The sequence below is a fragment of the Serratia sp. J2 genome, from assembly GCF_046269175.1.
In the GTDB taxonomy this organism is placed as follows: Bacteria; Pseudomonadota; Gammaproteobacteria; order Enterobacterales; family Enterobacteriaceae; genus Chania; species Chania fonticola_C.
Genome location: NZ_JBKABN010000107.1, coordinates 1 through 524, shown reverse-complemented (window position 1 = coordinate 524; position 524 = coordinate 1). Strand labels below are relative to the sequence as shown.

Genomic DNA, 524 nt, shown 5'->3' with positions numbered 1-524 from the left:
TCGGATCGGAGGGGCTATAATTTCAGCAGGGATCTACGCAGAGGATCAGATGTGATGAACACCCATAAGACCGCTCTCGCACTACCGCCTGGTAGCATGTTTACTATGGATGTGCCGTGTGCACTTGATAGTGGTGTACCGGAGGTGATCAAGATTATTTTTAAGACGCTTGATGAAGACTGTATTAAATATCTTTGGTCTAATCAGGGCAAGATACCCCCTGAAGAGATGCTTGGTAGTGTCATAGTCGATTGGGATTTCAGATGGCCGTATAACAAGTGGCACCTTCTAAAGTTTATTCAACGTTACCCTATGGCATATCTCGACATATGCGCCGCTTACGGTGCGGCTTTGACCGGAAAGCAGACAGTATCATCATTTTCACCAACGTTCCATTAAGCGGTAAGTCAGTAAACGGAGAGGTCGCTTAGGCGGCCTTTTGTTTTTGTGTTTTCTTAATCGTTCAGCAATTCATGTATAAATACTTGTATAAACAGTAAAGAAAAAGGCGCTTACCAAATGAG

The 524-nt window shown here is 43.9% G+C and carries 1 protein-coding gene; it reads left to right on the top strand.

What is annotated here, in order from left to right; translation table 11 throughout:
• Positions 1–399, top strand: a 399-nt coding sequence (locus ACKWMY_RS28280) for a phage tail assembly chaperone (protein WP_409487558.1), incomplete at its 5' end; no start/stop codon positions are given.
• Positions 400–524: the final 125 nt, after the last annotated feature.